20 protein-coding genes, 1 tRNA gene and 1 pseudogene are annotated in these 21,185 nt (G+C 57.0%); 7 read left to right on the top strand and 15 right to left on the bottom strand.

Annotation, left to right across the window (positions count from 1 at the left end; translation table 11 throughout):
- Window positions 1–37: 37 nt before the first annotated feature.
- The 11 genes from trpA to aroA all read right to left on the bottom strand — a co-directional run bounded on the left by trpA (window position 38) and on the right by aroA (window position 10,738).
- Window positions 38–868 (bottom strand): tryptophan synthase subunit alpha, encoded by an 831-nt coding sequence (gene trpA, locus DSL70_RS17025; RefSeq protein ID WP_119309147.1) that lies wholly within the window; start codon window positions 866–868, stop codon window positions 38–40.
- Between the two features lie 17 nt (window positions 869–885).
- The gene (trpB, locus tag DSL70_RS17020) at window positions 886–2,118 is read right to left on the bottom strand and encodes a tryptophan synthase subunit beta (RefSeq protein WP_119309146.1); all 1,233 of its coding nucleotides are present in this window, start codon (window positions 2,116–2,118) and stop codon (window positions 886–888) included.
- 68 nt (window positions 2,119–2,186) lie between these two features.
- Window positions 2,187–2,840: a phosphoribosylanthranilate isomerase gene (locus DSL70_RS17015; RefSeq protein ID WP_119309145.1), complete on the bottom strand. Its 654-nt coding sequence runs from the start codon at window positions 2,838–2,840 to the stop codon at window positions 2,187–2,189.
- A 264-nt stretch (window positions 2,841–3,104) separates the two neighbouring features.
- Complete coding sequence (locus tag DSL70_RS17010) at window positions 3,105–3,494, bottom strand: LapA family protein (protein ID WP_119309144.1); 390 nt, start codon at window positions 3,492–3,494, stop codon at window positions 3,105–3,107.
- A 32-nt stretch (window positions 3,495–3,526) separates the two neighbouring features.
- Entirely contained in the window at window positions 3,527–3,820 is a 294-nt protein-coding gene (locus tag DSL70_RS17005) for an integration host factor subunit beta (RefSeq protein WP_119309143.1), read from the bottom strand.
- 84 nt (window positions 3,821–3,904) lie between these two features.
- Window positions 3,905–4,870 (bottom strand): signal peptide peptidase SppA, encoded by a 966-nt coding sequence (gene sppA, locus DSL70_RS17000; RefSeq protein WP_119309198.1) that lies wholly within the window; start codon window positions 4,868–4,870, stop codon window positions 3,905–3,907.
- A gap of 184 nt (window positions 4,871–5,054) precedes the next feature.
- Window positions 5,055–6,749, bottom strand: coding sequence for a 30S ribosomal protein S1 (rpsA, locus tag DSL70_RS16995; RefSeq protein ID WP_119309142.1), 1,695 nt, complete (start codon window positions 6,747–6,749; stop codon window positions 5,055–5,057).
- Between the two features lie 332 nt (window positions 6,750–7,081).
- The gene (cmk, locus tag DSL70_RS16990) at window positions 7,082–7,708 is read right to left on the bottom strand and encodes a (d)CMP kinase (protein ID WP_119309141.1); all 627 of its coding nucleotides are present in this window, start codon (window positions 7,706–7,708) and stop codon (window positions 7,082–7,084) included.
- A gap of 48 nt (window positions 7,709–7,756) precedes the next feature.
- A complete protein-coding gene (locus tag DSL70_RS16985; RefSeq protein ID WP_119309140.1) occupies window positions 7,757–8,524 on the bottom strand; it encodes a hypothetical protein in 768 nt (255 codons plus the stop codon).
- 115 nt (window positions 8,525–8,639) lie between these two features.
- Window positions 8,640–9,380, bottom strand: coding sequence for a helical backbone metal receptor (locus DSL70_RS16980; RefSeq protein WP_119309139.1), 741 nt, complete (start codon window positions 9,378–9,380; stop codon window positions 8,640–8,642).
- A gap of 20 nt (window positions 9,381–9,400) precedes the next feature.
- The gene (gene aroA / locus DSL70_RS16975) at window positions 9,401–10,738 is read right to left on the bottom strand and encodes a 3-phosphoshikimate 1-carboxyvinyltransferase (protein WP_119309197.1); all 1,338 of its coding nucleotides are present in this window, start codon (window positions 10,736–10,738) and stop codon (window positions 9,401–9,403) included.
- Between the two features lie 256 nt (window positions 10,739–10,994).
- Here aroA and DSL70_RS16970 point away from each other — a divergent pair, with 256 nt between their 5' ends.
- The 4 genes and pseudogenes from DSL70_RS16970 to DSL70_RS16955 all read left to right on the top strand — a co-directional run.
- Window positions 10,995–11,378, top strand: coding sequence for a TIGR02300 family protein (locus DSL70_RS16970; protein WP_119309138.1), 384 nt, complete (start codon window positions 10,995–10,997; stop codon window positions 11,376–11,378).
- A 468-nt stretch (window positions 11,379–11,846) separates the two neighbouring features.
- Window positions 11,847–11,922, top strand: a tRNA-Ala gene (locus tag DSL70_RS16965).
- A gap of 237 nt (window positions 11,923–12,159) precedes the next feature.
- Window positions 12,160–13,077, top strand: coding sequence for a restriction endonuclease (locus DSL70_RS16960; protein WP_119309137.1), 918 nt, complete (start codon window positions 12,160–12,162; stop codon window positions 13,075–13,077).
- A 262-nt stretch (window positions 13,078–13,339) separates the two neighbouring features.
- A pseudogene (locus tag DSL70_RS16955) lies at window positions 13,340–13,453 on the top strand (SDR family oxidoreductase); the annotation flags it as partial.
- 84 nt (window positions 13,454–13,537) lie between these two features.
- On the opposite strand, the gene DSL70_RS16950 reads toward DSL70_RS16955, so the two are convergent.
- From DSL70_RS16950 to DSL70_RS16930, 4 genes are all read right to left on the bottom strand, one after another.
- Window positions 13,538–14,002 (bottom strand): c-type cytochrome, encoded by a 465-nt coding sequence (locus DSL70_RS16950; protein ID WP_119309196.1) that lies wholly within the window; start codon window positions 14,000–14,002, stop codon window positions 13,538–13,540.
- A 35-nt stretch (window positions 14,003–14,037) separates the two neighbouring features.
- The gene (locus DSL70_RS16945) at window positions 14,038–15,441 is read right to left on the bottom strand and encodes a multicopper oxidase family protein (RefSeq protein ID WP_119309136.1); all 1,404 of its coding nucleotides are present in this window, start codon (window positions 15,439–15,441) and stop codon (window positions 14,038–14,040) included.
- Window positions 15,442–16,517: 1,076 nt separating this feature from the next.
- A complete protein-coding gene (locus DSL70_RS16935) occupies window positions 16,518–18,875 on the bottom strand; it encodes a heavy metal translocating P-type ATPase (protein WP_119309195.1) in 2,358 nt (785 codons plus the stop codon).
- 172 nt (window positions 18,876–19,047) lie between these two features.
- Window positions 19,048–19,491 (bottom strand): heavy-metal-associated domain-containing protein, encoded by a 444-nt coding sequence (locus DSL70_RS16930; RefSeq protein WP_162916826.1) that lies wholly within the window; start codon window positions 19,489–19,491, stop codon window positions 19,048–19,050.
- A gap of 289 nt (window positions 19,492–19,780) precedes the next feature.
- Here DSL70_RS16930 and DSL70_RS16925 point away from each other — a divergent pair, with 289 nt between their 5' ends.
- The 3 genes from DSL70_RS16925 (at window position 19,781) to DSL70_RS16915 (ending at window position 21,153) form a co-directional block, all read left to right on the top strand.
- Complete coding sequence (locus tag DSL70_RS16925) at window positions 19,781–20,119, top strand: hypothetical protein (protein WP_119309133.1); 339 nt, start codon at window positions 19,781–19,783, stop codon at window positions 20,117–20,119.
- Window positions 20,120–20,311: 192 nt separating this feature from the next.
- The gene (locus DSL70_RS16920; RefSeq protein WP_119309132.1) at window positions 20,312–20,713 is read left to right on the top strand and encodes an EF-hand domain-containing protein; all 402 of its coding nucleotides are present in this window, start codon (window positions 20,312–20,314) and stop codon (window positions 20,711–20,713) included.
- 11 nt (window positions 20,714–20,724) lie between these two features.
- A complete protein-coding gene (locus tag DSL70_RS16915; RefSeq protein ID WP_162916824.1) occupies window positions 20,725–21,153 on the top strand; it encodes a hypothetical protein in 429 nt (142 codons plus the stop codon).
- The last annotated feature ends 32 nt before the right edge of the window (window positions 21,154–21,185 follow it).

The following is a 21,185-nucleotide window of genomic DNA, read 5'->3' as shown; positions in this document are numbered from 1 at the left end:
GGGCTTTTCATATGACTGCCAATTGACCATCGCTGGATCAGGCCTTGGCGCGTTTGCACCCCTCAGCCAAACCCTTGACGATGTCAGTGACCGCAGCAACCGTCTTTTCCGTCGCCTTGCCCTCACCATCAAGACTGTCCCTGATGGCATTGACCAGCACGGACCCGACCACGACACCATCAGCATTGCGGCCAACAGCTTCGGCCTGCTCCGGCGTCTTGACGCCAAAGCCAACAGCAACCGGCAATTCCGTATGTTCCTTGATGCGTTTGACGGCGATGGCCACCTTGTCAGCATCGAGCGCACCGGTGCCGGTGATGCCGGTGACCGAGACGTAGTAGACAAAACCGGAGGTATTGGCCAACACCTTGGGCAGACGCTTTTCATCAGTCGTCGGCGTTGCCAGACGGATGAAATTGACGCCGGCATCGCGGGCGGGCAGGCACAATTCATCATCATGCTCAGGAGGCACATCAACAACAATCAGGCCATCAACGCCCGCTTCCCTGGCGTCTTTCACGAAGACTTTCGGATCGCGGATATAGATCGGGTTGTAATAGCCCATCAGGATGATCGGGGTCTCATTGTCTTCCTTGCGGAAGGCGCGCACCATGTCGAAGGTCTTTGCCATGGTGTGACCACCGGCCAACGCCCGCTGCGTGGCTAGCTGGATAGGTACCCCTTCGGCCATCGGATCAGAGAAGGGCATGCCCAGTTCGATGACGTCGACGCCAGCCTTCGGCAACGCCTTGAAGATTTCGAGCGAGGTGTCGAGATCCGGGTCGCCCGCCGTTATGAAACCAACAAGGGCGGCGCGGTTTTCGGCTTTGCAGGCAGCAAAGCGGGTATCAATGCGTGTCTTTTCCATTGTCTTGCTCCTGCCCCTTATTCCGCAAGGGATCCCTTGCCGAGAAACTTGCTCACGGTGTTGACGTCCTTGTCGCCGCGGCCGGAAAGGTTGACGACGATGATCTGGTCCTTGTCCATGGTCGGAGCCCGTTTGATGACTTCGGCGATGGCGTGAGAGCTCTCGAGCGCCGGGATGATGCCCTCGGTCAGGCAGAGCAGCTGGAAGGCTTCGAGCGCCTCGGTGTCGGTTGCCGAAACATACTCAACCCGCCCGGTGTCGCGCAGGTAGGAATGCTCCGGCCCGATGCCCGGATAGTCGAGCCCGGCGGAAATGGAATGCCCTTCGAGGATCTGGCCGTCCGGATCCTGTAGCAGGTAGGTTCGGTTGCCATGCAGTACACCCGGCTTGCCAGCGTTGAGCGAGGCGCAATGCTTGTCGGTATCAAGGCCATAGCCAGCCGCTTCGACGCCAACGATCTGCACGTCCTTGTCCTCAAGGAACGGATGGAACAGGCCAATGGCGTTCGAGCCACCACCAAGGCAGGCGCAGAGCATATCCGGCAGACGCCCTTCGGCGGCCATGATCTGCTCCTTGACTTCCTGACCGATGATCGACTGGAAATCACGCACCATCATTGGATAGGGATGCGGACCTGCTGCCGTGCCGATAATGTAATAAGTATCCTCGACATTGGTCACCCAGTCGCGCAGGGCCTCGTTCATGGCGTCCTTCAGGGTGCCAGCCCCGGCAGTGACCGGATGGACGACGCCGCCCAGAAGGTTCATACGGAAGACGTTCGGCGCCTGACGCTCGACGTCGGTTGCACCCATGTAGACCTCACAGGGGAAACCGAAGCGGGCGCAGACGGTGGCCGTTGCCACCCCATGCTGACCGGCACCGGTCTCGGCGATGATGCGGGTCTTGCCCATGCGTTTGGCAAGCAGGATCTGGCCAAGGCAGTTGTTGATCTTGTGGCTGCCGGTGTGGTTCAGCTCTTCGCGCTTGAGATAGATCTTCGCGCCGCCCAGATGCTCGGTCAGGCGCTCGGCGAAATAGAGCGGGCTCTGGCGACCGACATAATTCTTGTGCAGGTCTGCCAGCTCGGCGTGAAACGCAGGATCTTCCTTGGCTTGGCGATAGGCGGCATCCAGATCCAGAATGAGCGGCATCAGGGTTTCCGAGACGAAACGCCCGCCATAGATGCCGAAAAAGCCACGGTCATCAGGCCCCTGGCTGACGCTGTTGGGCAATGAAGTCGGGTCAGTCATGTATGCTTCCTCGTTCAAAAGCTGTCCACGCCCGACTGCCGCCCTTGGAGCGGCTCTCAGAGCGGCTCTTAGAGTTGTTCGGCAGCCGACTTGGCGGCATGGACGAAATCAATAATCTTCTGCCGGTCCTTGACCCCCGGCGCACTCTCTATGCCCGAGGAGACATCAACTCCCTGCGGGCGTGTCAGGCGAATGGCTTCGGCAACATTGGCCGGATTGAGCCCGCCTGACAGGACGAATGGCTTCTTGAGCTTGAGATTCTGTATGAGGCGCCAGTCGAAGGTGATGCCATTGCCGCCAGGCAGTTCAGTGTTCATGTCCCGTGGCGGTTTGGCGTCGAACAGCAGGATATCGCTCACAGCCTCATAGGCAGGTATGGGGGCAAGATCCGCTTCATCCCGGATGGACAGGGCTTTCATGACGGGGCGGTTGAAGAGCGCCTTGATCTGGGAAACGCGCTCGGGCGTTTCCGTGCCGTGCAATTGCCAGATATCGGGATTGATCGACCGGTCGATGGCCTCAAGCTCATCGTCACTCGCATTGACAGTGAGGGCAACTATGGACGCTTTGCCGCGTACCGGACCCACCAGTTCCTTCGCTTTCCCATAATCCACATGCCTCGGGCTTTTCGGAAAGAATACAAATCCAATCCAGTTGGCACCACATTGCAGGCCCGTCGCAATCGTTTCTGGCGTCGACAGGCCACAGATCTTTACATACATTGGGAACCCTCTTGTTGCAATGGCTTTGTCTAGTCGCCCCTTTATGCGAAAGCCTACACCCGATGGAAGCAAGCCCTTTCGACCCGTTCTGACTGGTCCGGGTGCGGACAGGATATTGCACGACTTGCCGCACAAACAGACTGGCAAACAGAAATGCCAGCCGCAGGGCTGGCATCACTTCTGTGTCAGATCGAACAGCTTACGCTTACTTCCGCGCTCCGCCCAGACTTCAGCTTACGCACTGGGCGGCGCAACGGCCAATCCCTACATCGCCACCTTGGTGATGGCCGTCGGGCCGGACGCAGGCAATGCCGGAACATCGCTCTTCGGGTCGGCTGCCAGCTTTTCAAGGCGCTTCTGCTGGCGATCCGCTTCGTTACGCCATCTCTGCGCTTCATATCGTTTCTCACGGGCAGCCTTGCGATGACGGCCCTGCTTCAGCCAAGCCATGAATCCACCAATGAAAACACCGACAAGCAGCGCGCCGAAGATCACCATATACAGCGGCAGGGTGAAATCCAGAACCGGCTGTTCCGGCGAAAACGGATCCAGAGCAAGCTTGACGTCATGACGGTTGGCAACGGCCAACGAGATCATCACGATGCCAAATGGCACCAGAACGATCAGCTGCAGAAAGCGTTTGATTATTTTCATAATCGAAAGATATCCAGTCTTGATCGGCAGGTCTATTCGCTATCGTCCCCGTCGTTGAGACGCTCGCGCATTTCCTTGCCGGTTTTGAAGAAAGGAACATATTTCTCTGCCACAGGAACCTTTTCGCCCGTTCTCGGGTTGCGCCCGACGCGAGCCGGACGGTTCTTGACCGAGAAGGCCCCGAAGCCGCGCAACTCGACCCGATCACCGCGCGCCAGGGCGTCGGAAATCTCATCAAGAATGGCGTTGACAATATGTTCGACATCTCTCTGATAGAGATGCGGGTTTTGTTCTGCGATGTGTTGTACCAATTCGGACTTGATCATCGTCCGCTCCCCTTCATTGCTACCCTTACAGATTCGAATTCATTATTGAGCAGATCCCGACCAAATAAAATGCGTAAAATGCTCTTATTGTTCGTTTTTTTGAGCCTGCCAAACTGAGACCAGTCCGTCAAGTTGAACCGCATCATTTCGTTGGGCAAACAGGTCAATAATTGGTTGAGGCAACAGGCTTGCCATCATCCTGCTGGCAAATCCGAACGGAAAACTCTGGCTTATCGGCTCCGGCTTCCACTCGACCAGCTTCAGATTTGTATCGAGATTATGCTGTTTAATCAACCAGTTCTTGGCTTCTTCCGGTCCACCCAGCTCGTCGACCAGCTGCAGTTCCAGAGCCTGACCACCGGTGACCACCCGACCATCGGCCAGTTCGAGGGCGCGCGCCCGGTCAAACGGTCGATTTTCAGCAACAAGGTCAACAAACCATTGATAGGAATCATCAATCATCTTGGCAATCATTGCCTCGGCCTCCGGATTCTTGCCGGAGAACGGGTTTGGCTCGGCCTTGAGCGGCGCACTCTTGATCGATCTCATCTCGACACCGACCGTCCCCATCAGCTTGGACACGTCGGTATACTGGAACAGGACACCAATCGACCCGGTGATGGAAGTGCGACGGGCAAAAATGCGTTCTGCCGGCAGGGCGATCATATAACCGGCAGATGCAGCCAGGGCATCCATGCTGGCAACAACCGGCTTCTTCTTGCGCAGTTCCACGAGCGCATCATAGATCGCTTCACCGCCCGACGTTGCGCCACCGGGGCTGTTGATCGAGACGACCACACCCTTGACGTGGTCGTCCTTCTCCAGATCCTTGATCAGCTTCAGTTTGCGTTCCTGACCAACGATGGTGCCAGCAAAGACGATCTTGGCGATCTGGTCTTTCTTGGTGGTCAGATCTGCGGCATCCAGAATGAGGGACATGGAAGACCCGATCACCAGAATGAACAGCGCAATAACAGCGATGATGCGCCAGACCGAGAGTTTGCGCCTGAGCTGGCGACGCTCTATCAAATGATCCAAATCGAAAGACATGGTGGTGCTTCCCTCACGCTGTTCCACTGTGGTTTATCGCCCGCGACGGCTTAATTTGCAACGTCAATATAGGTGCGGATTCTAAAAAGAGTTTGAAAATACATGACAAACAAAAATGCCGCAGGCAGAAAACGCCTGCGGCATTCGTCATTTTTACCAATGCCATGAAGGCTTGGATAGCGACTTATTCGTCGTCGCGAGCCTTGAGGGCAGCACCAAGGATGTCGCCGAGAGAAGCGCCAGCGTCGGAGGAACCGAACTGTGCAATGGCTTCTTTCTCTTCTGCAACTTCAAGAGCCTTGATGGATACGCCGAGCTTGCGGTTTTTCTTGTCGAACTGGGTAACGCGGGCGTCAACCGTTTCACCAACCTGGAAGCGGTCGGTGCGCTGGTCGGCGCGGTCACGGGCCAGGTCGGCACGACGAATGAAGGAGGTCATGTCAGAGCCAACAACCTTGACTTCCAGACCGTTCTCTTTCACTTCGGTGATTTCGCAAGATACGATTGCGCCACGTTTCAGTTCGCCAGAAGCGTCTTCGAACGGATCGGATTCAAGCTGCTTGATACCGAGGGAAATGCGTTCCTTCTCGACATCCACATCCAGAATGACAGCCTTGACAACGTCGCCCTTGTTGAACTCTTCCAGAACCTGTTCGCCAGGACGGTTCCAGTCCAGATCGCTGAGGTGAACCATGCCGTCGACTTCGCCTTCCAGACCGATGAAGAGACCAAATTCGGTCTTGTTCTTCACTTCGCCTTCTACGACGGTGCCAGCCGGATGGGTTTCTGCAAAGACAGCCCACGGGTTGTCGAGGGTCTGTTTCAGGCCCAGAGACACGCGGCGTTTTACAGGATCGACTTCCAGGATCATCACTTCTACTTCCTGAGAGGTAGAAACGATCTTGCCCGGATGGACGTTCTTCTTGGTCCAGGACATTTCGGAAACGTGGATCAGGCCTTCGATGCCCGGTTCCAGTTCGAGGAATGCGCCGTAATCGGTGATGTTGGTCACGCGACCGGTGAACTTGGAACCAACCGGATAACGCTGTTCGATTTCAGACCATGGATCAACTTCAAGCTGCTTCATGCCCAGAGAAATACGATGGGTATCCTGGTTGACGCGAACGATCTGAACCTTGACGGTCTGGCCGATGGACAGCACTTCGCTCGGATGGTTGATACGACGCCATGCAATGTCGGTGACATGCAGCAGGCCGTCGATACCGCCCAGATCCACGAATGCGCCGTAATCGGTGATGTTCTTGACAACACCCTCGACGGTCTGGCCTTCCTTGAGGTTCTGAACCAGTTCGGTGCGCAGTTCTGCGCGGGTTTCTTCCAGAATGACGCGGCGGGAAACAACGATGTTGCCACGACGCTTGTCCATTTTCAGGATCTGGAAAGGCTGTGGGGTGTGCATCAGAGGGGTCACGTCGCGAACCGGACGGATATCCACCTGAGAGCGAGGCAGGAAGGCAACGGCGCCGTCCAGATCCACGGTGAAGCCACCCTTGACCTGGTTGAAGATGGTGCCATTAACTTTTTCTTCTGCTTCGAAGGCTTTTTCCAGCTTGCCCCAGCTTTCTTCGCGGCGGGCTTTGTCACGAGACAGAACAGCTTCGCCCATCGCATTTTCGATACGCTCGAGGTAAACTTCAACCTCGGAGCCAATCTCAAGACCACCGTCTTTTGCCTGCGCACCAAACTCCTTCAGTGCGACGCGGCCTTCAACTTTCAAGCCAACATCGATGATTGCCATGTCTTTTTCGATGCCAACAACGGTGCCTTTGATGACTGAGCCTTCATGCGGCTCGGTTTCACTAAAGGACGCGTCAAGAAGGGCGGCAAAATCTTCCATGGACGGATTAAGATCGCTCATAAAAACTCCTAAACAACCCCGTTTTCGGGGCCCTTCGCGCCAATTGGTTCGTGTTTCACCATGCTCCTGTCCCAACCATGTCTATTAAAAGACAAGTCCATCCTTTGGTATAAAGGAGTGGTCCGGCGCGTATGCGGTCGGTAGGGAGCTCAATTTTTACGGCACTCCGAAGAGGGCCCGCAGAGGCAAGACAGCAGGAAGGACAACTGGAAAGTCAAATCCGCCTGCGCACCACCCCAGCGCAACAGACTGATAGATAAAAGAAATCACCGAATGCTTGCGACTGATTGCATAGCAAAAAGGCCACAATCGGGTCCCCGATTGACGTGCCTTTATTTTTCCTGCGTTTCCTCAACAATCCTAACAGCTTGCTGGAATGCGCCTTCTATATCCAATTTTGTTGTATCAAGCAAGTGGGCATCTTCAGCCGGAATGAGCGGCGCAACCGCGCGGGTCTGGTCCCGTTCGTCCCGCTTCTTCACGTCTTCCAGAATCTGCGCATAGTCTGCAGCCTGCCCCCTGGCGAGGATTTCGTCGGTTCGGCGCCGGGCACGTATCTCGGCGCTGGCGGTCACGAACAGCTTGACGTCGGCATCCGGACAGACAACCGTGCCGATATCGCGCCCATCCAGAATGGCCCCACCCGGACGGTTGGCAAACGCCCGCTGAGCCTCCAGAAGAGCCTGCCGGACGCGCGGCATCACGGCGACCTTCGAGGCAGCCTCTCCGATGGCATGGGCAGACAGAACCGAGCGATCGAGAGCCGCCAGATCAAGAGCCTGCGCAGCCGCCTCCGCCAGATCCTCATCATCCAGAGGCTTGGCTGCGGTCAGCAGCGCATGGGCCACGGCACGAAAGGTCAGCCCCGTATCAAGATGCGGCAAGGCGAAATGCTCGGCCAGTTTGCGCGACAAGGTGCCTTTGCCAGAGGCCGCCGGGCCATCGATTGCGATGATCATAGCTTGTCCATCCGGTTTGTGTTGCCCATCCCGGACTTATGGTTCCGGTCAGATCCCGTTTTTGCCGACAGGACCGGCCTTTGAGGAAACGGCGGCTTTGGCCTCATTGTTTCCTTCATCCGGAGCCGGGTCACAGGATTTGTGCTCAGCTGTACCAGAGTCGGGTGCCAACCAATAGGCCTCGTCATAGATTTTTACAGAGTTTATGAGACAGGCGATCCTTGTATCCAGAGGCGCCATTTTCGCGGGAGCACAATAGAAACCCTCCAGCAAGAAGCCGTTGTGATAGTCCGGGCTTTGAAACGCCGTGCAGAGTTTACTCACCCCACTGTGCTTGTAGCCAAAGCTCGCCAGAGCCACGTCTCCAAGACTGGTCGAAATCTTGCGGTCAGGTCCCCAGAAGGACAGCCTGATTTTTCGGTTTTTGAATTCATTCAGCTTGGACACAGAGGCGCGCAAGCCATTCTTGCGTCCGCCAAGAGGGCTTGGCAATGTATATCCCAAGACAAATTGCTCGTCTTCATCGCCGATGGATCCATAGTGGATCCATGTTGCATCCCCATAGGAAGGCTTGTCGGAGATATAATTCCACGTGTAATTCAGCGACGTATTTATGAGATCTTCATCTAGAAATATTTTTCTCGGCTGATCGTATCCGGCGGTCAATGTGGCCGGTGCGTGAAGATCTATCTCTTGGCGAAACGAAGCTGCGATAGGCTCCATGGCCTTCTGGCTCAGTCTGTAAGGCGTGCCTCCCAGTCCCATCCAGGCAATTCCGACCATCAATCCGACCGAGAAATACATTATCCGCAACATCTGCCGTCTCCATCAAAAGCAATGGGAAGACAATACAATCTCAGGGTGTAGACTTTCTAACCACACAGATCCACCCCCAGCTTCTGCCTCCTATGGTTAAGCCGCCCTAAACGCCCTAGGGGCGAAGATATTGCTCAAGGAATTCAAGGCTTCTGATGCCGTACCAACTCAGGCGCTCACCATCAACAAAGGCATGGGCAAAGGGCAGCTCCGCCATTTGCCTTTTCCGTCCCAGAAAGGGGTAAGGTTCGGAGGAGCACAACAGGAGAGTCGTTTCCGGATCGAAAGCGGCAAGATCAATGACCGGGTATTTCTCTTCGAAGGCCTCGATCTCGACGCCGAGCCGCGCCAGACTGTCGCCGATGAAGCTTTGCCTGCTCACTGCCATCCATGGCTTGCGCCAGATAAGATAGAGTATCTTGCGGATCGGCTGCGTGGGACGTCGTCCCCAGTCCATCAAGGCTGGCAGCGGCAGATCGGACTGCCAGGGGTCACGGCTCAGACCATGCAGCGCCCTGCTCCGCTCGGCCATGGCCCGGAGCCCTCCAGAGCCGAGGCGGTCGGCAAGCCCCTCCAACGCCAAGGTCATGTCATCAAGCGAAGACACATGGGTAACGTGGCAGGGCACCTCGTCCTGTTCGGCCATGAAACAGGCATTCTCTTCCCGATCAAGCAGGATGAGGTCCGGATTGACGGCCAGCACCTTGTCCCAGTTCCAGTCCTTGGTGCCACCGACGACCGGGATTGCTCCGACCGTCGCTGATGGATGGATGCAGAAGCGCGTACGACCCACGACGGCAATGTCCGCGGCGAGCAGGGTTTCCGTCCAACTGGGGACAAGGGAAATCACGCGCATCGGCTTCCTCGATATCGGCTTTATTCGAAGGTGGCGCCAAGGGCTTCCATCAGGTCGGCAAAGCCGGGGAAGGAGGTGTTGATGATGCCTGCATCATCAACCGTGACCGGCTTTTCACAGCCGAGCCCCAGCACAAGGAAGCTCATGGCAATGCGGTGGTCCAGATGAGTGATGACACGGCCACCGCCAGCAACGGCTGCCCCGCCCTTGACGACGAGATAGTCCCTGCCCTCTTCGAAGGTGACGCCATTGGCCTCAAGCCCCGCTGCAACGGCGGCCAGCCGGTCGCTTTCCTTGACGCGCAGCTCTTCGAGCCCCTCCATGCGGGTCTCCCCTTGCGCAAAGCTCGCGGCAACGGCCAGCACCGGATATTCGTCAATCATCGATGGAGCCCGCTCGGCAGGTACGGTCACGCCCTTCAGCGCCGAGGAACGCACACGAATGTCGCCAATGGTCTCGCCACCACTGTTGCGCTCATTCTCGATTGTGATGTCAGCCCCCATTTCGAGAAGTGTGGTGATGAGGCCGGTGCGGGTCTCATTGAGCAGGATGTCTTCCAGCACCAGCTCGGAGCCTGGCGTGATCAGCGCGGCCACAATCGGGAAGGCCGCAGAGGACGGGTCGCCCGGCACGATGACGTCCTGTGCCGTGAGCTCCTGCAGCCCCTCGATGGTCAGCACGGTCTCGCCTTCGTCGTTGATCTCTTCGCCGAGCGTCGCGCCAAAGCCGCGCAGCATCTTCTCGGTGTGATCGCGGGTCTTGACCGGTTCGATGACGGTGGTGGTGCCAGCCATGTTGAGGCCCGCCAGCAGCACGCAGCTTTTGACCTGCGCCGATGCCATTGGCACGCGGTAGGTGATCGGCTGGGCCGGGTCAGCCCCCTTGATGGTCAGCGGCAGGCGATCGCCGGACCGGCTCAGCACCTCCACGCCCATCTGACGCAGCGGATTGAGCACGCGCGCCATCGGTCGACTGGACAGCGAGGCATCGCCCATGAAGGTCGTTGCAAAAGCATGGGCTCCGGCAACGCCCATGACCAGACGCGCCCCGGTGCCAGAATTGCCGAAATCAAGCACGTTGGCCGGTTCGAGGAGAGACCCGGTTCCCAGCCCCGTCACATGCCAGACGTCCGCTTCATCCTTGCGCACAGAGGCGCCAAAGGCGGCCATGGCCTTTGCCGTGTTGAGCACATCTTCCGATTCCAGCAAGCCGTGAATGGTGGTGTCCCCGCGTGCCAGCGCACCGAAGATCAGGGCGCGGTGCGATATGGATTTATCGCCGGGAACACGCAAATGGCCACGCAGGCCAGAGGACTTGCACGCGGCAAGCGGAGACAGGTTGGTGCTATCGTGAGCCATTTCCACCTCTTGCTTGGAGTTCTCGTTGGCCTTCTGCCCAGTTTTGCCAGGTGCAGAGGATAAGTCCAAGGCCATTTCTTCGTTGAAACCGGCCCCGACTTACACCATATTGCCCACTACGTCACGCCAACATCCGAAGAAAAGAGTTTTTTGCGGCCTTTTTCGACTTTTAGCTTTTGACAGGCCGTACAAGGTTAGCTAATGGAGTTGGTCAATTCTTAGAATCGAAAACCTTGCTAGGTGAAGAGGCAAAGCTGTGGCACGACCAGAACTTGGAACCAAACGCGTCTGTGCAGATTGCGGCGCTAAATATTACGATCTGAACCGCGATCCTATCGTCTGCCCGAAATGCGGATCTATCTTCGAGATGACCAAACCTTCCGCAATCGAAGTGGCGGAAATTGATGATCATGACGATGATGTCATGACTGCGACCGCCGCAAGCGCAAGCGACGACGACGCAGATGTCATCTCCCTTGAGGACGCCGATGCCGAACAGGCATCCGATATCGACGTTCCGGATCTGGATGACGATGACGACAGTGACGACGCGGATGTCTTCCTTGATGACGAGGAAGACGAGGAAGCCCTCGACGCTATCGGCCTCGACGTGGCTGTTCCGAGCGAAGACGAAGAATAATCGTCTCCCTTTCGACAAGCGCCCGTCGGTTTCCCTCGGGATGACAAGACAGGGCGTCCATTTTCAAAAGCGCGGCTGTAACCAGCTGCGCTTTTTGTTTGTGCGGTGTTGTAGCACCAAGACGTTCCCCCTCTTCTTTCTTCCGCCAGCCCTCTGGCAACTCGTCCTGTTGTCCATCACGAGCACAAGCCCTCTCCCGTCTACGGCTCCCCAGCCCACCAACAAGTCAAGCCCTCAGCTGCCTGCCACCTCGTCTCCGGGAAGATGTTTTCCAACAGTATTTTCAGCTCTGTTCGAAACCGGAAGAGAGCCCTCCTCCGCAGAAACCCGCGCGATCCGTTTCCTGCCAGACAGCTTCTTCATCAAACTGGGGAAAGAATCCACATTTTCATGAAAATGGGGATTGATTTCACATAAGCGCTTCAATATGTTCCGCTTCACCACGAAGCGATTATGTCGCTTTGAAGTGGGGCTATAGCTCAGTTGGGAGAGCGCGTGAATGGCATTCACGAGGTCAGCGGTTCGATCCCGCTTAGCTCCACCATTTCTTCCTTGCATGAATGTTCTATACGTTATCAATCCCTTAGACAGACGTGAACTTTGACTGCGTACCCACGTTCGTAGCCAGATTGCGTACCCATGTGGATAATGCCGCTCCTCTCCTAGCGCTGTCGGTCCGAAGCATCCCTTTTCCTGCGCTGTCTCGCTCAAATGGTTGTGTTGCCCCCACATCTTCACCTTGATAGTGTGGAGCCGTTCGCTTCCACTCTCAGGCATCCCCATGATCCCCGATTATCAAACACTCATGCTCCCAGTCCTGCAAACGGCCGCCGACTCAGAAATCAGCACCAAGCAGGTGGTCGAAATACTCGCCGAGGAGTTTTCGCTGTCCGAAGATGAACGAGAAGAGCTCCTTCCGAGCGGACGGCAAAGGCGTTTCGACAATAGGGTGGCTTGGGCTAAGGGCTATTTGAAGCAGGCAGGTTTGGTAACCTACACCAAGCGTGGCTTTTTCATTGCAACAAACAATGGGAGACAAGTTCTCTCAACCGGGCCACAACGCATCGACAACGAATTTCTCTCGCAGTTCTCTGCGTTTCAGGATTTTCGAAGCAGAACCGGCACTATGACCGAGAAACGCTTGGCAGAAGCGCCTTTACCCGCTGAACAAGAGCACCATTCAACACCTGATGAAGTCCTCAGAGAGGCGTACACCAAGATCAATGCATCCCTGGCTGACGATCTTCTCGAACGCGTCAGAAGCGCTAGTCCCACATTCTTCGAAGAGCTCATCATCGAGCTTCTACTTGGCATGGGCTATGGGGGTACATCCAAGGAGGCAGGGCATGCTCTCGGGCGCTCAGGCGACAACGGGGTGGATGGAGTGATCGATCAGGATCCTCTCGGTGTTGATCAAATCTATGTTCAAGCCAAGCGTTATGCAGAAGGCAACAATGTCGGAGCCGGTGAGCTTCGAGATTTCTTTGGAGCTCTCCACCTCAAGAAAGCGACCAAAGGCATCTTTTTCACGACATCTAGTTTCAGTCCTGCAGCAACGCAAACTGCCAAGGATCTCGGCTTGCGCATCGTGCTGATCGATGGCCAGAAACTAGCTGCTCTCATGATCCGCTACAATATTGGTTGCAGAACCGAGGAAGTCCTGCACCTGAAGAAAGTCGATGAAGATTTCTTCGGCTAGTTCTCACTCGTTGAGCAACACCTCGGCCCAATCATCAAGCTTGGCCTTGATCGGCAGCCAGCCGGGTTGGTAGAGGTCCAGCAGGTCATAAAAGGCCTCGCCGCGATCCTTATCTCTCCTGGACTTGCCTTGGATGCTGTTATTGGAGCCAGAAGTCCACTCAAAGCCAATCAGGCTGCCGCAAAATAAGAAATGAACACAAATATCCCACAGTGAAATTCATGCAACGTCAATGACCCTTACAAGGAATTGCATACCCAGAGGGCTGCCGGAGGAAGTGGGAGCGTACTTTGCGTTTCTCTGCTCTGACAAGGCAGGCTTTATCACAGGGCAAAATCTGCTGATCGACGGGGGCGGCTACCCCGGCACCTATTGAGCAGGAAAAGCCGAACGCTGTCATGCCGTCAAAAACGGAGCCCCCAATAGGCTCGAACCCCGGGCGTTGCCCGGCGTTCAAACATCATTTCATCGCATTTCGCTGGTCGTGCATCTGGCGGATCTGGGCTGGCCAGCGGCTTTTGATGTAGGAGAGTGCGGCAGTGATTTCCTCATCGCTCAGCACATCCTTGAACACCGGCATGTCGGTCTGGTAGTCCGGCATGTTGGCGATCTGGGCCAAGCCATATTTGGTGACCCCGAACAACACCTCGTCCGCATGATGCCAGGTGTGGCCTGTTTCATCATGCGGTGGCGCTGGCAGGCGACCCTTTTCATTGGCCTCGCGCCAGTTGGGCTGGCCTTCGAGGTTGTCGCCATGACAGGAGGCACATTGTTCGGCATAGATGATCTTGCCTTGTGCCACAATCGCCTTGTCATCAGGGCGCAAGAGACCGGCAGGGCTCCGGTCTCTTGCATAGAGCATCCCGCCAAGGCCTGCTGCAAGCAGGCCCGACAGGATGGTTGCCAAGGTGACAACTTTTGGCATGGATCGTTTCGCGCGGCTTGTCTTCTTGCGCCCCATCAAACCACCTCAAACCAAGTTGTCATGCCAGCGGCGGCATGTTCGAGCATGTGGCAATGAAGCAGCCATTTGCCGGGATTATCCGCAACAAAGGCGATTTTTGTTGTCTGACTGGGACCAATCAGAAACGTATCCTTCCACGGTCGTCCTTCATCGATTGTGCTGCCCTCGCGCTCCTCGATGCGGAAGTGATGGCCATGAACATGCATCGCGTGCGGCCAGGCGGTGTCGTTGACCATTTCGATGATGACCGTTTCTCCGCGTTTGGCGGTGAAGAATTGCTGCTCCGGCAGGTTGGCAACCCCATTGAAAGCCCAGAATTGCCTGCTCTGCATCATGCTTGCCCGACCGAGGGGCTTCCCCTGATAGGTAATGCCGTCAAACCGCCCCATGGCACCGCCGGTGATCAGCAGAGGATGAACCGTTGCCTGCGCCAGATCCGGCTCTGCAAGCGGGTTAGGCGTGAGCTTCGGAACCATGGCTGGCCCGGTGCCGGTGCCCGTTCCCGTCACACGGAAGGTGAGGAAAGGAAAAGGCGAGTTACCGGAAAGCTCTTCCAGGGCAAAATCCTGCCCCTGTTTCGGGATGACCAGCAGATCGACGCGCTGGGCCGAGGACAGCAGATAGGGCTCATAGGGCATGGCAATCGGCTCTGGCAACGGCTGACCGTCAAAGGCCAGGATCTTCGCGTCGAAACGGTTTGGATCCAGCTCCAGCGTACGGGCATTGCAGACGTTGATGAGACGCAGACGATAGGCCTCCCCGGCCTTCAGGGTCAGTTCCGGGTGGCTGATGCCATTGACAGTGATCCAGTTGCCCAGCCTGCCGCCGTGGCTCCAATCCATCATCATGCCCATCGAGCCTTCATCGAACTGGCCGTTCTGATTGAGCAGCCAGTCATCGATAACCAGCGTCATGTCATGCTCGGCATCAAATGTCGGGTAAGGCTCCTCCACAATCAGCGGGCCATAAAGCCCCCGCCCAACCTGACTCCAGCTCTTGTTGTGGGCATGATACCAATAGGTCCCGGCATCGGGCGCCACGAAGTCATATTCGAAACGCTCACCGGGTTTGACGGCCTCCTGTGTGAGGCCGGGTACGCCATCCATGGCGTTGTCGATGCGGATACCGTGCCAGTGGATCGAGGATGGCTCCTCCAATTCGTTGATAAAGCGAACCCTCACCCGCTCGCCCTGTTTGACGCGAATTTCAGGGCCGGGTGCTGTGCCGTTATAGGTCCAAAGGGTTGATGTCGGGCTATCCGGATAGAGCGATTGCGCGGCTTTCACGGCCCGGATTTCCAAAAAGCCGTCGTCGGCAAGGGCAAAGTGATAGGGGGCAAGGACAGTCGCCGCCGTGGCGCCAGCACCGAGCCGGAAAAAATCTCGTCTGTTGATCTTCATGGGTCTATTCCAATTGTAGATCGCAGCGCGGGCACCGGCTTCGGCTTTCCCGTTTGCGAACAATAACAATATCTCCGCCCCCTCTATCAGGGGCAGAGGATGAAGAGATCAAATGGGTTTTGGCGAAGAAACAAGAGCGTATCGATCGGCACGCCCGTCACGCGTCAGGCGATACGCGGCGGCGGCGGATCGAGTATAAAGATATGTGCAATCAGATCGCGGGCATTGTGCACAGGGACGTCGTAGAAGGGGACCGGTCGGTGAACGACACTCTCTGAGCTGAGAACCAGCATTGGTGCGCCACAATGCATCTGATGCCCATCCTGCATCGCTGGACAGCTTTGGCAGGGCAAAGCTTCATATCGTGTTGCCTGACTTGCCCTTGTGTGATGGTCTGTCTCCATCATCGGGCTCGCCATCTGTGATGCGCTGGCGGGCGCGAAGCTGCCGCCCGAATAGACGAGACCAAGCACGCTCATCATAAGGAGCATCCGTCCAATCCATCTCAATCGAGCTGCAAGGCGCATCATTCCAAGGGTCCTGTTGCCTGAAGTACCCGCACCATGCCACAAAATGATGCATAACGGGGTCATAAATTCGCAAAGACCATAAGGGCTCCAGTGGCGGGAAGGTCAAGCCCCAACTTTACAGCCGCTCCCAGGTCTGGATTTCCCGTCTATTTGCTTACACGAACTGGGCACCTCTGGATCTGACGACATGCATTCAGACGCCATGCCAGAGCCCATGCCAGAGCCGGATGGCGTTGCAAAGATTTCTGCGCTCGGCTTCTACAGTATGATGACCATCGGCGCGTATCATCAGAGGCATCCCCTGAAGATTGCCGAGGGCCATCATCCACACTGAAGAACGTGCCGGTCCTTAGAGGCAGAGGCAGAGGCAGAGCGTCACTTCAGCAGATATTTGACGAGAGCTGCGATGATCAGGATACCGATGATCAGAATGATCCACATCCCGATGCCGCCAAAGCCGAAGCCCATTCCAAATCCCATTCCGTTACCATACATGGTTCAATCCTTTCATTCCCGGGGTCAGCCAGAGGATCCAATTCCCCATAGTTAGAGGTCGACCCGCCTTAACCTGAGGGCATTGGCAATAACCGAGACGGACGACAGGCTCATGGCCGCCGCCGCGATCATCGGCGAGAGCAGCAGTCCGAACACCGGATAGAGGATACCGGCAGCCAGCGGCACACCCGCCGAATTGTAGACAAAGGCAAAGAAAAGATTCTGCTTGATGTTGCGCAGCGTCTTTGTCGCCAGCTTTCTCGCCCGCACGATACCGGAGAGATCGCCACCAAGAAGGGTGATACCTGCGCTTTCCATCGCCACGTCTGCACCGGTCCCCATGGCGATACCGACATCGGCCGCCGCCAGCGCCGGGGCGTCGTTGACGCCGTCGCCTGCCATGGCAACGAAGGCGCCCTTCTTGTGAAGCTCCTCGACAAGCACCTTCTTGTCTTCCGGCAGAACCCCTGCCCGCACTTCATCAATGCCAAGCTTGCTGGCCACTGCCTTGGCCGTGCGTTCGTTGTCGCCGGTGGCCATGATGACAGTCAGCCCCAGCGCATGCAGGTCCTCGATGGCCTTTGCTGTCGTTTCCTTGATTGGATCGGCAACCGCCACGATGCCAGCAAGTTTGCTGTCAATTGCCACGAACATGGCGGTCTTGCCCCCTTCCTGAAGAGCGGCGGCCTTTCTGGCGGCTTCATCCGTATCGATCGACAGGGCGTCAAGCATGGCGGCGTTGCCAAGGGCTACGTCCCTGCCCTTCACGGCGCCTTTCACACCCTTGCCTGTCATGGCCTCGAAGTCGGAAGACTCAAGTCGTTCCACACCACGTTCCCTTGCGCCGCTGACAATGGCCTCCGCCAGCGGATGTTCAGAGCCCCTTTCGAGAGCCGCCGCCATCGCCAACACGGCCCCCTCGTCGAGGTCGCCGAGCGACAGTACATCGGTCAGTTTCGGCTTGCCTTCTGTGAGGGTGCCGGTCTTGTCGACGATCACGGTGTCAACCCGTGCCATGCGTTCGAGCGCCTCGGCGTCCTTGATCAGCACACCAGCCTGCGCACCGCGCCCGGCAGCTGTGGTGATCGAAATGGGAGTTGCCAGACCAAGCGCACAGGGGCAGGCAATGATCAACACCGACACAGCCGCTGCGATGGCGAAGGCAAGGGCTGGATCAGGACCAAAGATCAACCAGACAACAAAGGCGAGCAACGCTACGCTGACAACAGTGGGTACGAATATCGCCGACACCTTGTCTGCGAGCGCCTGAATGGGGGCGCGGGATTGGCGCGCGCTGGCGACCATGCCGACGATCTGGGACAATACGGTTTCCGCCCCGATATGGGTGGCGCGGATGGCTAGTGTGCCGTTCTTGTTGATGGTGCCGCCGGTCACCTTGTCGCCTTCGTTCTTTTCGATTGGCACAGGCTCACCGGTGAGCATGCTCTCGTCGACCGAGGAGTGACCTTCTGTCACTTCCCCGTCCACCGGAATGCTGTCACCGGGGCGAACACGCAACAAATCGCCCGCCACCACATTCTCCAGAGGCGCGTCATATTCAGTACCATCGGGCAGGATACGCCGTGCCGTCTTGGGGGCAAGGTCTAGCAATGCCCGGATGGCATCGCCCGTCCGCTCGCGTGCTCGCAGCTCCAGCACCTGTCCCACAAAAATGAGGGCAACAATGACGACAGAGGCCTCGAAATAGGTGCCAACCCCTTCGCCGCTCCGATACTGCTCGGGGAATATACCGGGCAGGAAGGTTGCAAAGAGCGAGTAGATATAGGCCGCGCCAACGCCGAGTGCAATCAGCGTCCACATGTTGGGCGACGCATTGCGGATCGAGTCCCAACCGCGCTTGAAGAAGGGTTGCGCCGCCCATAAGACGATCGGCGTTGCAATGACAAATTCAATATAGGCGGACAGCTGGTGGCCGAGCCATTCCCGCACGGGAAGACCAACCATGCCACCCATGGTAAGGATAATCAACGGAACGGCCGCTGCCACGCTGATCCAAAGGCGCCGGGTGAAGTCGACCAGCTCATCCGACGGTTCGTCCGAGGGAACCGTCGGCTCCAGCGCCATGCCGCAAATGGGACAGGAACCGGGCTCGTCGCGGATGATTTCCGGATGCATCGGGCAGATCCACTTGGTGCCCGGCTGGGTCTGTTGCCCTGCCTCCCTGGCGTTGCCGGAGGCATAGAAGTAGGGATCCGCCTTGAACTTTTCCTGGCAGCCATCGGAACAGAAATAGAAGGTCTGGTCCTGGTACTGCTCGGAACGCACACCCTCCTTCACCGTCACCTGCATCCCGCAAACCGGATCTGTCGCCACCTCAGCTCCCGGTTCCGCCGGGCCATGATGATGGTGCTGGTGGCCATGGGTATGCCCATCGTGATGGTCGTGCATATGGGGGTGCTCATGACCATGACCATCGCCATGCATCATGTGGTTATGATCATGATGATCGTCATGATCGGGGTGTTCATGCGTGTGTTCCTGGTTGGCCATGACGGCCTCCTGTCATCCTGTTTTCATTCAAAAGAGTGTGCTACCCCCCAACTGCTCCGCCAACGACGCATCAGGCGGCATCATCTTCCGGCTCGGCAACGGTTGCCGAAAAGCCAAGCTCGCTGACGATGGCGGCAAGCTGTGCGGGATCGGTTCGACCTTGCCAATATTTGATGGCTGCCTTGCCGTCAGCCAGATCGATATTGGTATGCAGAACCCCTGGCGTGGCTTTGAGGGCGCTCTCAACCTTGCTGACACAGCCATTGCACTTCATCCCACCGACGGCGAGTTCTGTCAGTGATGTGACGGCAGAGTAGCCAATCTTGTCTAAAGCCTCCGACAACTGGCTTTCATCAATCGGGTGATCAAAGGCAAGGGAAATTGTCTGATGGGCAAGGTCGACGGTGGCACTGGAAACGCCATCAATGTGCTCGGCCACTTTCTCGGCGTGCCGGGCGCAATTTCCGCAGGACATGCCCTGCAGTTGGTATGTGCCATTCGATGTCTGGGTCATGGTCATCCTCTCCATCCTTCGGCGCAGAACTGTCTTGGTCTCGCACTTCAGGGCTTTGTTGTTTTCCCCGTCCGAAGCCGGAATTGCACCATGGCCGCGAAGGGTTTTCTCATTCGATGACCTCAATATGGAGTTTCCAGTAACTGGAAGGTCAATGGGGCCGTGGGCAATTTGTTCCAAATAAATTTCTGCTTGACCTTCCACCAGCTGGAAACTTTAAGCTTGCGTTTGAAGGGAGCGCTTCGCCAGTCGGTGAAGCCTTTAAGACAGAGTAGAACCAAGCATCGCCATGTCGCGCCAACTGCAAAGCACCATCGCTGCCGTGATCTTGCTGTTCGGGCTTTTCGCCGGAACAGGGCAAGGCTCTGCGATTGGGCCGTCAAACCCGGTCTCCTGCAGTGAAGCAACCGTCGCACTCGCCTCGGTCGCAGCAGAGGTGCCCGGATGCGACAAAGCCATGCAGCACCAGACCTGCACATCTGATGGTGTCTGCTCCTTCCTGATCATCAAGGCTGCGGTTGATAGTTGGGCTCATCTTGAGCTGCCTGCCCCCTACCCGATGGGGATTGCCGACCTTGTTGGGGCGCATACGCCGCCTGAAACACCACCTCCGAATTTCTTGCTCTGATAGCAGCCCTGTCAAACCTTTCGATGCCACAGCTCCATGCGGCGACAGGTCTTGATGAGGCCCCCCCAACCAACCACACCGGGTTGCTACCCTGCACCCCCGGATACAGGCCGGTTGCCACTCCGCCCAATCGGAAAAAACAGGCGACAGCAGACCGGCGTCTATCAGACCAACTATTTTACGGAGAGATCCATGCGTAAATTTCTTCTTTTCACCACAACCAGCCTTCTCGTTGCTCTTGGCATGAAAGCGGCCTTCGCCAATCCGGCGCATCACCCGGACCAGTCCCCCCAGATGATGCAGGGCGAAATGATGTCCGAAGGAATGATGGGTAACGCCATGATGTCCGGAGGCAAGGCGTCCGCAGGAATGATGGGAGGCATGATGGGAGGCGGCATGATGAATCCTGACATGATGATTGTCATGCTGGACACAGACGGGGACGGTTCCCTGTCGTTGGAAGAATTCCAGAGCCTGCATGCCCGCATGTTCGCCTATATGGACAAGAACAAGGATGGCAAGCTGGAAGCTTCCGAGTTTGCCGCCCATCACGCGGGTGGCATGCCTATGTCACAGAGCAACAATCAGGACTGAGGAGCATAATGATGAAGAAACGATCAACTGAACTTGCTCAGGCTGGCCTTGTCGGTGCTGGCATTGTGGCCTTTCTCCTGACCATCCCGGCAGCCATGAGCGCTCAGCCAGACATCCCGACCGGAGCCGGTATTTCATCCTGGGTCGAGAACGGTTCGGGCGGCAAATACACCCTCCAGATTCTGGAAGGCACTCTGCCTGCGGCGGGCCAATCCGTCACGGCCAAAGTCCTCACTGACACCGATTGCGCTCCGGACGAGGAGGGCATCAATCACTGCCGCAACGAGATTGAACTCTCGGACGGCAGCAAGCTGACGGGGATCGACAATCACCGGATGAGTGCCAATCGATGCCTTCGCCCAGGCGAAGAGGTCACCGTCTCCATGCTGACGGATGGCTGGGCTACGGTGCTGGTCAAGGACGCAGAGAAGGTCGACTAGTCCTTCACTGTCATGACAGGAAGGGCCGCATG

Origin of the sequence: Cohaesibacter haloalkalitolerans (assembly GCF_003574655.1) — a bacterium.
Lineage (GTDB): Bacteria > Pseudomonadota > Alphaproteobacteria > Rhizobiales > Cohaesibacteraceae > Cohaesibacter > Cohaesibacter haloalkalitolerans.
Note: the sequence above shows the minus strand (reverse complement) of the source record. Positions and strands in the feature narration are given on the sequence as shown.

Coding starts and splice junctions, on each gene's coding strand:
- trpA (WP_119309147.1), bottom strand. CDS start 868: ATGGAAAAGACACGCATTGATACCCGCTTTGCTGCCTGCAAAGCCGAA.
- trpB (WP_119309146.1), bottom strand. CDS start 2,118: ATGACTGACCCGACTTCATTGCCCAACAGCGTCAGCCAGGGGCCTGAT.
- DSL70_RS17015 (WP_119309145.1), bottom strand. CDS start 2,840: ATGTATGTAAAGATCTGTGGCCTGTCGACGCCAGAAACGATTGCGACG.
- DSL70_RS17010 (WP_119309144.1), bottom strand. CDS start 3,494: ATGAAAATAATCAAACGCTTTCTGCAGCTGATCGTTCTGGTGCCATTT.
- DSL70_RS17005 (WP_119309143.1), bottom strand. CDS start 3,820: ATGATCAAGTCCGAATTGGTACAACACATCGCAGAACAAAACCCGCAT.
- sppA (WP_119309198.1), bottom strand. CDS start 4,870: ATGTCTTTCGATTTGGATCATTTGATAGAGCGTCGCCAGCTCAGGCGC.
- rpsA (WP_119309142.1), bottom strand. CDS start 6,749: ATGAGCGATCTTAATCCGTCCATGGAAGATTTTGCCGCCCTTCTTGAC.
- cmk (WP_119309141.1), bottom strand. CDS start 7,708: ATGATCATCGCAATCGATGGCCCGGCGGCCTCTGGCAAAGGCACCTTG.
- DSL70_RS16985 (WP_119309140.1), bottom strand. CDS start 8,524: ATGTTGCGGATAATGTATTTCTCGGTCGGATTGATGGTCGGAATTGCC.
- DSL70_RS16980 (WP_119309139.1), bottom strand. CDS start 9,380: ATGCGCGTGATTTCCCTTGTCCCCAGTTGGACGGAAACCCTGCTCGCC.
- aroA (WP_119309197.1), bottom strand. CDS start 10,738: ATGGCTCACGATAGCACCAACCTGTCTCCGCTTGCCGCGTGCAAGTCC.
- DSL70_RS16960 (WP_119309137.1), top strand. CDS start 12,160: ATGATCCCCGATTATCAAACACTCATGCTCCCAGTCCTGCAAACGGCC.
- DSL70_RS16950 (WP_119309196.1), bottom strand. CDS start 14,002: ATGCCAAAAGTTGTCACCTTGGCAACCATCCTGTCGGGCCTGCTTGCA.
- DSL70_RS16945 (WP_119309136.1), bottom strand. CDS start 15,441: ATGAAGATCAACAGACGAGATTTTTTCCGGCTCGGTGCTGGCGCCACG.
- DSL70_RS16935 (WP_119309195.1), bottom strand. CDS start 18,875: ATGCACGACCATCACGATGGGCATACCCATGGCCACCAGCACCATCAT.
- DSL70_RS16930 (WP_162916826.1), bottom strand. CDS start 19,491: ATGACCCAGACATCGAATGGCACATACCAACTGCAGGGCATGTCCTGC.
- DSL70_RS16925 (WP_119309133.1), top strand. CDS start 19,781: ATGTCGCGCCAACTGCAAAGCACCATCGCTGCCGTGATCTTGCTGTTC.
- DSL70_RS16920 (WP_119309132.1), top strand. CDS start 20,312: ATGCGTAAATTTCTTCTTTTCACCACAACCAGCCTTCTCGTTGCTCTT.
- DSL70_RS16915 (WP_162916824.1), top strand. CDS start 20,725: ATGAAGAAACGATCAACTGAACTTGCTCAGGCTGGCCTTGTCGGTGCT.